Below are 9982 nucleotides of genomic sequence, written 5' to 3' on the forward strand. Positions count from 1 at the left end.
TTTTTCAGCAGAAGTGTAAAAAGGAACCGAGCAAAAAATGTAAAATTCGACTTGACGTCTACACCATTGAGGTAAATCAGTAGTATTCATTAGTTTATCGTCCTTTTTCCTTAATATAATCTTGTATTTTCCCTAAACATTTCTTATGAATTTTTGATACAGATTGTTGTGATTTATTAAGAAGTCTTGCAATCTGCGTGTCCGATAATCCCTTTAAATAGACCAAATTTAGTACCTCTTTTTGTTTTGTAGAAAGAGTTTGAACAGCCTCATACAATAAGGGATTTATTATGTAATCAGCTATGTCATCACTTATCGAAAGTTTATCTAAAGTGATTTCTGATTCAGGATCTTCAATAATATCTTTAAACGTAACTTCTTCTTCGTTTTGGATAAAACTATCAACAGTTAGTAGATTTCTTGAAGAATACTGCCTTTGTTTTTTGTCAAAATTAATAGCGTTAAAATATAGAGATGATGAAATAAAAGAAATAAAGCGAACGTTAAAATAAAATATTTTAAAAGTCTGATCTAACCTTTCCCTATTCTCAATTGTTGGATTGCAAAGGGTATTTAGAAAAAGTTCAAAGTTTTGTTTGTGTTTTAAAAAATTTTTTATTAATGGGTTTGTAAGAAATTCTTTATTGTCTTTTTTGAACTTTTCCAATTTTTCATGACAATGATTGTTGGATTTGTTTGTTGTCATTTTAAGCCACTTCCTTTTTATTAACCAAAAGCGAATATATGTTCTGTTTTTGGTGGTAAAAAAATGACTAAGTTAATTTAGCCATGGCATTACATGTGGAATTTTTTCGATAAACTCTTATTTAATTATAACATGACGAATTTTAGAAAATAAGTTTTGGATAATAAACGATTTTTATTAAGTAATCATCCACAACAAATCTCTTAACTTTTCCTTTCTTCATTTAATAAAGAATAAAATTATGTATTATAAACAACCTTTTGGTTAAATTTTTCTATTTTTCTATTTTATTATTATCCATCCATACCTTTTGTTACTTCTTATCTTCTCACAAAAAACCAGCTTACATAATTAATTGATTACTAACGCGAATCGCCAAAAATTAGAAAACAAAATAAATATATTACTAGGATTAATATTGAGCAGTTCCAGCACTTTTTACAGTTTAAGGTGAACGGACAAAGCAGGATTAATCTTACAAAGGTTGTTAATTATTTTGTTTTAGGTTCTTTATGATGTAAGCAGCGCTGCTAATAACATTTAAAGGAGAAAATTTATATGGCATATGTAACAACTGACTCAACCTATTATTCATCAAGCGCGACCTCTGTTGATATTTACGCAAACTGTGTTCCCTATGTGGCTTTGAAATAAAGTTTGATAATTTATAACAAAATTCGATTGTTTAAAATAAAAATTGATAATTTATAATAAAGTTTGATTAAAAGTAACCTCTTCGAGTATTATATCCGTAAGAGGTTACTTTTTTTGGCTTATAAGAGATTGCTCAAGATAACAACAAATATTCCTATCCCAACGATCAAAGATACCACGTATTGCATTTTTGGGAATTTTTTATTTTCTTGTTTCCTTTTCTGGAAGGTAAGGACAAGGACAAGCACGAGTATGAAACTTAATATTGAGTTGATCATCACCCAATCCAAAATCCCACCTCCTTTCTGTTATTGAGGCCTTACATTGAAGAATCCAGCATAAGTTATTGCCAAATAGACTCCACTTCCATAATTGTTAGCATAAACACGAGTTGACATTAATGCAGCATACGAAGCAATGACACCTCCCGCAACACCTACTCCAGGGAACCAGATGGCAGCCACTATTCCTGCTCCTGTATAACCAGCAGCAACAGACGCCATGTCTGCCGCAAACTCATTTGGATTACAGTTATTCATGTAACGGTCCACACCCCACCAGTGATAGGCCAGAGCAGTATTCTTTCCTGGGCAGGAAGCCATTATTGAGAACCCACCATCAACCACAGGCTCTAACTCGACAATTTCCAGATTACTTAATGCCTTTAGTTTACCTTTTTTTATCTCTTTGTTTAAGTCAGATAAATAATCTTTTTGCATTTTAACCAATTCTTTATTGTGACCATCTTTTTTCGCTGAACTTGCACCGAAGTATAGAAGACAAGTAATTTATGGGAAAATTAAAAAGGACATCGGTGAAATACTCCGCACTCTATGTGAAAGGAAAGGTGTGGAGATTATAGAAGCAACAGCGTGTAAAGATCACGTACATATGCTTGTGAGTATTCCAGAAGAAACGAAAGTAAGTAGAAAGCCTTTGAGGTCTGGCCAGTAAGAGTAGTACATTTGGCGAACCATTCAGAGGCTCTTTCGGGTCTGGTCAGCAACAAAGGCTTTCAGCCGCAGAGAAACCCACCCGTTGGCTGAATAAGAAAAATAACAATAATCTTATCAACTTTACTTAAATTGTCATGTTATAAAAAATTACATTTTTAAAATTTCTATGTATTTCGCCATACAGTTGCATATTTCTTTTGATATTTACTATCTTCTTCTGTTGCTATTAAATCAAGGGCTTTTTGTTTTATTTCTCCTTTCTTTACGTCATCATATAAATTTCTAAGACCTTGGATAATATCATATCGAATCAAAGTATAATTTTTTTCCTCTACGCAGTGTGTAAAACGATCAGTAAAGTGATTAAGTAACAATTCTTGTTGTTCATCTCCAGCTAAACCTACTCTCCAAATGGATTGCAAACTATGTCTTGCAGTGACGAACTTAGGATCTCTTGTTACTTCCCATAATGCAGGAAAATCATTAAGCATTCTTTTCTCTGGATCACTTATTGCTAAATTAGAAAGAAATTGTGCTGCACGTGATCTTTTATGATTATCACGATTGTTTAGGTCTTGTAATAATTGATCCCAAACTTCATATGCCCAGTCAACTTTTTCTTCTGTTAGAGTTAATAAACTCTTATAAGCTTCATATTGGATTTCTTTGTCTGTTGATTCTAAATCGTCAAAATACCTTGTAACTTGTGTTTCCATTTAATCATCTCCTATTAAGAGCTATAACTTATTTTAACATATCCTTCTTAAACTCTTCTGCCCTTTAGTTCAATAAAAAAGCCCCTGGATGGGCAGAAGGATCTTTAAGGAATGCACCGTTAGTTGAAGAAGGTAGAAAAATCCCATACATGGCTGTAAACTGTGTAGGGACATTTAAGAATTTTAAAAAAACAAATGATTATATTTTTATATCATGATAGCATTCGAATTGTATTAAATATTAATATAGAAAGGAAAAAGAAGATATGAATATTAAAGTCGAAACTCTTCCAAAATATCGCATCGCATATGTGCGACAAGCTGGTCCATATGGTCCTGGAAACATTCAAGCAATGGAAAAGTTAAAAAAATGGGCTGAGGAGAAAAATCTACTTGCTGAAGCGGCAATAATACTCGCAATTCCGCAAGATAACCCGGAAACGACACTTCCTGAAAACTGTCGATATGATGCTTGTATTGTCATTTCAAACGATTATCAAATTAATAATTCAATTTGCGAAAGTGAACTTTCTGGTGGAAAATATGTTATTTGCAAAGTCAAACATACAGCGGAAGATATTCAAAAAGCATGGGCTGAAATTTTTCCAGCTTTACAAAACAGTGGATATCAAATTGATAACAAACCGATTTTTGAAAGATACACTGGTGATATGATTTACAACGATTATTGCGAAATATGTGTACCTGTAAAACCGTTATAGTTTGATTTGACAACTAAAGAAAGCCGGGGCAAGGTTTCCCTTAACCGTACTATAATAAATAGTGGATACTATGTTTAATATTACAAAGATTATTCAGTATTTTTTTGTATATTGTAATCCCTAAACATACAATTTTTATTTAGTATAAGTTGTATAATATATGAATGATACATGAGTATCTCATTAGATTTTAGAGGGGATAAAGTCCCGTAGGGCGTAGCGGTAGCTATTTTTATGGAGGGAGATAAAGAATGAGGGTTCAAGAAGTTTTTTTAGGGAACAACACCAAACGGTATATGCTTTTAGATCGTAATGGGGTACCTGTTCTTCCTGTATTAAAGTACATTAAATATTTAGATACAACAGGTAAAAGCAGCAATACACAAAAAACCTATTGTTACTCATTGAAACAGTATTTTACTTACTTAGAAGAAACAAAAAAGGATTATAAGTACATACGGTTAGAGGACTTGGTGGAGTTTGTTGCTTGGTTAAGAAGCCCCTACGAAAGTACAAATGTTACTTCACTTAAACCAATTAAAGCAAAGAAAACGGAAAAGACAATTAACCTGACGGTTACGGCTGTTACAAATCTTTATGATTACTTGTACCGAAATGAAGAACTACAAAATGACATGGTTGAACAGTTAATGAAACAAATCTTCACAGTTGGAAGATCACGTTACAAGAGTTTTCTGCATCATGTAAACAGAGACAAGCCTTCTATACGGAATGTACTAAAACTAAAGGAACCTCGTAAAAGAGTAGAAACACTAACAAAAAAACAGATTCAACAAGTGATTGAAGCAACGACCAATATACGAGATACCTTTCTGATTCAAGTATTATTTGAGACAGGATTGCGTATTGGAGAAGTCCTCTCACTATTCATGGAGGACTTTAAATTTGACCATAAAAAGGGGCATCGCATTCGTTTGGTAGATCGAGGGGAATTAGAAAACGGAGCAAAGTTGAAATCAGGTGAACGAGAGGTTTTTGTATCGCAAGCCTTAATGGATTTATATGATGATTACTTGTATGAAATCGTGGATGAATTAGATTTAGATACAAACTTTGTCTTTGTGAAGCTGCGGGGGAAGAATATAGGAAATCCAATGAGCTACGGAGACATAGAATCCCTTTTCAAGCGTTTGAGGAAGAAAACAGGGAAGACGTTCACCCTCACCTGTTTCGCCACACACACGCAACGATTTACTATCAGAAAACGAAAGATATTAAACAAGTACAAGAACGCTTGGGACACTCACAAATTCAAACAACGATGAATTTATATCTTCATCCTTCGGAAGAAGACATTCGTGAGGATTGGGAAAAAGCACAGCCAGCATTTGAGATAAACAAAAAAATTGAAAGGCGTTAAGAGGATGAAATATATTCAACAGATCCATACAGAGGATTTAGGTTTCCACGAACGATTACAGCAAGAGCTTGTAACCTTTCCTACGAAAACAATTCATAAAGATGGTTCTATCACAGTAGAACAAGTGAATAATCCTTATTTCTTAGTTAACGATAAATGGAATATTAACTTTTTAGGTGAGATTAAGCAGTTCGAAGAAATTGTAGCAGCCTATAAATACACTAACAAAAATGTTCCTTTCCGATTCATAAATCCTAAGGTTAATTTAGAAGTAAAATATGTGTTCTACCAACGATTGTTTAATGATTATTGGACGATAAACAGTATTTTCACAGTACAAAGTCTCCTAAAAAGAATGACAGATTTCTTAAACCAAAAGTATCCTACACTATCATCATTATTAGACTTAAACATTGATAAAGCAGAGCGAGAATATTTATTTTGGTTAAACGAGCAGGGTATTAATACTCAGGTAATTAAAAAAAGGTTACTCTATAAAGATACTCCCTTAAAATCCACAGTAGCAGCCTTTTTGAGAACTGTTTATACAACTCTTATACAAATCACTGATATGCGTGAAGAATGGGAAAAAGATCGTTGGGATATACGAGTTTTTCATGATAAGTATGGGATTGATTACAACAAAAGTAGCACCCACTATTACATTAATTTCTCCAAGATTCAACAGATAAACATGCGTCAACAAGTGAAACTTTATATTAAACAAAGATTATTAAGTAAACACAATTTTTCTTGGGGTACGGCACGTAATTATTTAAGATTTTTACCAAAGTTCTTATCTTTCATATTTTCTTTAGAACCAAAATGGAGCGATTTAAAAGGTTTGAAGCGTTACCATATGAAACAATACATTCAATGGTTGCATGAATACACCAAAAGTAATTTAAAACAAAAGGATGCACACCCTGAAAAGTATGTGACAATGGCATTAGAATGTGTAGGAAAATTTCTTGAAGATATTCAACGATACGAATATGATATCGCTCCTGAAACACATGTGCGATTGTTAGTTTTTTCTGAAGATAAACCGAAGTTAAAAAAGAGGTCCATTGACCAAATTGATTACATTCCAGAGCCTGTATTAACACAATTATTTACGCACATCAATAATTTGAACAAAGACATCATTCCTATCGTGTGGGTTGCTTTTAAAACAGGACTACGTATTTCAGATGTATTAGGCTTAACTTCTGATTGCTTAGTTCAGCTAAATGGCAAATACTCGATTGTGACTGACATTGAAAAAACCTATGTAAAAGGACATCGAATTCCCATTGATGAAGAATTGGCAAATATTCTTGCAGTTCTGATTCGCCAATCGAAAGAACATAGCAATACAGACAATAATCCCGAAGAATTTATTTTCATTCGCTATCGTGGTTCTCGAAAAGGGATGCCATTCGCTCAAAACTGGGTTCAAGACCAAATAAATACTTTAGCAAAGCAAAAAAACATTACTGACGAAAACGGAAGTCTATTTCATTTTAAACTACATCAGTTTCGACATACCTATGCCGTTAAAATGTTAAATGGCGGTGCAGACATTTTAACGGTACAAGAACTATTAGCCCATGCCTCCCCCGAAATGACATTGCGATACGCTAAGTTATTAGATGACAACAAAAGAAAGGCATTTGAGGCTGTCATGAACCAAGGTGTGTTCAGTTTTGACTTGAATGGTGAAGTTCAAGAAATCAAGGTTGGCGAAGATATTCCTACTGATATTTTGAATGCCTTGTGGCAAGACCATAAACTAAATGCGATGGACAACCCTTATGGAACATGCCACGCCCGTTTAAATGGTAATTGTCCTCATATGGAAGCACCGCCTTGTCTAACGTGTAACGGAGGAAGTCCTTGTAAGGACTTAGCCATTGGATTTTCAGAACTTGATGTGCAAAAGTATGAATTACTCATTAAAACAACTTCCAAAGCCATTGATGTATCAAAGCAACATGGTCGTGAAGAAATTGCGGAGAAAAACGAAAGAAACTTACAGCGTTATAAGGGTATTCTAAGTACAATTCAAGAAGGTAGCATTATCTTTGGCAGACAAGATCGGATGAAAAGAAAGCAAGGTGTAACAAATGCCTGAATATGACCGTTCATCCCACATGAAGACCATCCATGCCCAACGGAAAGCAAACACCTATCAGAAAGTAGACGAAGCCATTAAACGGCTCATACGAGCCAATGAAAAGATTAATTTTAATAGCGTTTCAAATGAATCAGGAGTGACGAAAGCAACGCTGTATAACAATGTCGATATCCGTGAAAGGATTGAAGCATTAAGGCAGCAACAGTCACAAGCACCTACACCAAAACAAGTGAAGCAAGAAATGAATGAGAACAACAAGGATGCCCTTATTGAATCACTGAAACGGAAGGTGAAGAAATTAGAAGATGATAACAAACAACTTAGAGACCAATTAAAAGTGGCTTACGCAGAGGTATATAAAAAATTTTAGTATAATTTGAGAACGGTGTTCTTCCTGTTTGTTTTACTAGAAAAAGAAGTGTTTTGTTATTCAACAAACGGGCCATTTAATGGAGGAAAGATCACAGAAATGATCAAACATTTTTATTAAAGAATGATCCAATTGAATATATCAAGAGCATGTTTTGTCATTCTTTTTTTTCAAAATACGCTCTTTCTTTTTGTTCGTTTATCAAGGTTATTAGTATTAATTTGATCAAACATTATTCTAAAGCAACAACATTCATGAATATGCTCATCTAATTGGCGTCGATATAATACTGAATAAGAAAGTCGCGAAATGTGAGTGCTGCCTGTGACAAATAGTGATTTTTCAGCCATATTAATCGAAAAGAACGCTGACAAAATGGTTGATTAATAGGTATTAAGGTTAGTGAAGGGTCTTTCTCTTTTGCTGTTCCTGTCAAAAAAGCAACACCCATTCCTGTTTGAACAAAGTTACTAATGACAGCGAATTCATCAACTTCACATGAAATAGTAGGTTCAAATCCTGCCTCCCTACAAAAGCCATTTGTTAATTCTCTGAAGCTATTTCCTTCTTTCAAACCAATGAAAGGCTCATTCGCTACTTCACTTAAGTTAATGCTTTGCCGATTAACAAATGCATGAGTAGGTGGCACAGCTAAAAAAATTTCTTCTGTAAGAAAGGGTATACTTTCTATTTCTGCATGCGCTATAGGGAAAGAGGTAATGCAAAAATCCACTTCTCCATTTTGGAGAAGCTTTAACTTTTCTTCTTCCGTAGGAATTTGTGTTAGACGGAGATTAATGTTGGGGTGTAAAGATAGAAAAGAACCAACAACTTCTGCATCACACTTGTGATTCGTTGTTGCTAAAAAAAAACGCCCTCGTTCAAGTCCGGCTTGATCCAAAACTTGGCGTTGTCCTTCTTCAAGCGCTAAAAGAGCTATCTCTACTTGCTTTAAAAAGATTTTTCCAAACGCATTGAGTCGAATTTGTCGTTTTTGACGATCAAAAAGAGGTACTCCTACATCTTTTTCCAAACGTGCAATTGTCTTACTAAGAGCCGGTTGAGCGATATGCAATTCTTCAGCAGCTTTGGTCATATGTTCTAACCGAGCTACCGTTTGAAAATATTTCAGTTGTAACAATTCCATCGGTTTCATCCTCCATTCATATACTTAAAGATATCATATTATGACTAAATATATATTTTCATTCATCTATAATCAAACATACAATATAGGTGTAACGGTTGATGAATAGAGGATCAAATATTCCAAGATCGATTCACGAAAAGAATCTATGAAGGGAGGCCTGTGAAATGGATACAAATGTGGGAAAGCATAATCAAACAGCAGAAAGATTGCTTAGGATCATGTTTTTTACACTCATTATATCAGTGATGAATGCAACGATATTTAATGTGGTTCTTCCTTCCATTAGTAAAGAATTTACCCTTTCTGCCTCGCAAGTAAGTTGGATTACTACCGGATATGGAATCATGTATGCCATTGGGTCAGTCACATATGGGAAATTGGCTGATCGATATAGACTGAAAGATTTATTAACATTTGGATTGATTTTTATGTCTTTAGGTTCACTTGTAGGATTAATTGCGACTCAATATTGGATGATTGTTGTAGGGCGAATGTTACAAGCAGCAGGTGCTGCTGTAATTCCTTCAATCTCGATGATTATCCCAGTAAAGTATTTCACTCTCGAATACCGAGGCCGGGCAATAGGCACAATGGTAAGTGGTTTAGCACTAGGGACTGCAATGAGTCCCATTGTAGCCAGTTTTGTGACGGGTTTGTTACATTGGCGTTTGCTTTTCTGCTTTTCTTTTCTTGTCTTAATAGCTCTACCGTTTTTTCGAAAACATTTAAACGATGAACCGGGTAAAACAGTAAGCAAGATGGATTTTATCGGCGGTTTTCTTCTTGCAAGTACCATCGCATCGGTGCTTTTGGCCCTTACAATTGATTCATGGATTTTCTTTCTTATTGGCTTACTCTTATTAATTTTATTGATCCTTCGCATCCGATTAGCCACTGAACCATTTATTCAATCGTCATTGTTCCAAAACAAACGTTATACGATAAGCATTGTGATTGCTCTACTGGCTACCAGCCTAAGCGCAGGAATTCCTTTTATAACACCGCAATTACTATCGAACGTAAACCATATTTCTCCCACATACATTGGTTTTATCATGTTCCCAGGAGCAGTTGCTTCTGCTTTATTAGGAAGAGCCGGTGGAAAACTGGCTGATCAAAAAGGAAATTCATTTCTTTTTTATTTAGCGCGTGCCCAGCAAGCCGTTAATTGCTAGTTGGTGAAAGTCCAACCCGAGTAAGTGTCAAGA

At 34.5% G+C, this 9982-nt stretch carries 8 protein-coding genes and 2 pseudogenes; 6 read left to right on the forward strand and 4 right to left on the reverse strand.

Annotated elements, in window-relative coordinates; genetic code table 11:
- Positions 1-94: 94 nt before the first annotated feature.
- Together CU633_RS16740 and CU633_RS16745 are read right to left on the reverse strand one after the other, a co-directional pair.
- Positions 95-706 (reverse strand): sigma-70 family RNA polymerase sigma factor, encoded by a 612-nt coding sequence (locus tag CU633_RS16740; protein WP_101661733.1) that lies wholly within the window; start codon positions 704-706, stop codon positions 95-97.
- A 962-nt stretch (positions 707-1668) separates the two neighbouring features.
- A complete protein-coding gene (locus CU633_RS16745; protein WP_101661734.1) occupies positions 1669-2079 on the reverse strand; it encodes a hypothetical protein in 411 nt (136 codons plus the stop codon).
- Positions 2080-2122: 43 nt separating this feature from the next.
- On the opposite strand from CU633_RS16745, the pseudogene tnpA reads away from it, so the two are divergent.
- Positions 2123-2287 (forward strand): annotated as a pseudogene (gene tnpA, locus CU633_RS16750) (IS200/IS605 family transposase); the annotation flags it as partial.
- 193 nt (positions 2288-2480) lie between these two features.
- Here tnpA and CU633_RS16755 read toward each other — a convergent pair.
- Complete coding sequence (locus CU633_RS16755; RefSeq protein WP_101661735.1) at positions 2481-3032, reverse strand: hypothetical protein; 552 nt, start codon at positions 3030-3032, stop codon at positions 2481-2483.
- Positions 3033-3298: 266 nt separating this feature from the next.
- Between CU633_RS16755 and CU633_RS16760 the strand changes: the two genes are divergently transcribed.
- The 4 genes and pseudogenes from CU633_RS16760 to CU633_RS16775 all read left to right on the forward strand — a co-directional run bounded on the left by CU633_RS16760 (position 3299) and on the right by CU633_RS16775 (position 7624).
- Complete coding sequence (locus CU633_RS16760; RefSeq protein WP_101661736.1) at positions 3299-3754, forward strand: AraC family transcriptional regulator; 456 nt, start codon at positions 3299-3301, stop codon at positions 3752-3754.
- A gap of 296 nt (positions 3755-4050) precedes the next feature.
- Positions 4051-5135 (forward strand): annotated as a pseudogene (locus tag CU633_RS16765) (tyrosine-type recombinase/integrase).
- A 4-nt stretch (positions 5136-5139) separates the two neighbouring features.
- A complete protein-coding gene (locus tag CU633_RS16770) occupies positions 5140-7251 on the forward strand; it encodes a tyrosine-type recombinase/integrase (RefSeq protein WP_101661737.1) in 2112 nt (703 codons plus the stop codon).
- Positions 7244-7624, forward strand: a complete 381-nt coding sequence (locus CU633_RS16775) for a DUF6262 family protein (protein ID WP_101661738.1) — start codon at positions 7244-7246, stop codon at positions 7622-7624. Before CU633_RS16770 ends, CU633_RS16775 begins: the two co-directional genes overlap by 8 nt.
- Before the next feature lie 268 nt (positions 7625-7892).
- On the opposite strand, the gene CU633_RS16780 is transcribed toward CU633_RS16775, so the two are convergent.
- Positions 7893-8771 (reverse strand): LysR family transcriptional regulator, encoded by an 879-nt coding sequence (locus tag CU633_RS16780; RefSeq protein WP_101661739.1) that lies wholly within the window; start codon positions 8769-8771, stop codon positions 7893-7895.
- Positions 8772-8938: 167 nt separating this feature from the next.
- On the opposite strand from CU633_RS16780, the gene CU633_RS16785 reads away from it, so the two are divergent.
- On the forward strand, positions 8939-9949 hold the full coding sequence (locus CU633_RS16785; RefSeq protein ID WP_101661740.1) for an MFS transporter: 1011 nt from the start codon (positions 8939-8941) through the stop codon (positions 9947-9949).
- The last annotated feature ends 33 nt before the right edge of the window (positions 9950-9982 follow it).

Origin of the sequence: Bacillus sp. V3-13, assembly GCF_002860165.1 — a bacterium.
Lineage (GTDB): Bacteria > Bacillota > Bacilli > Bacillales > Cytobacillaceae > Bacillus_BJ.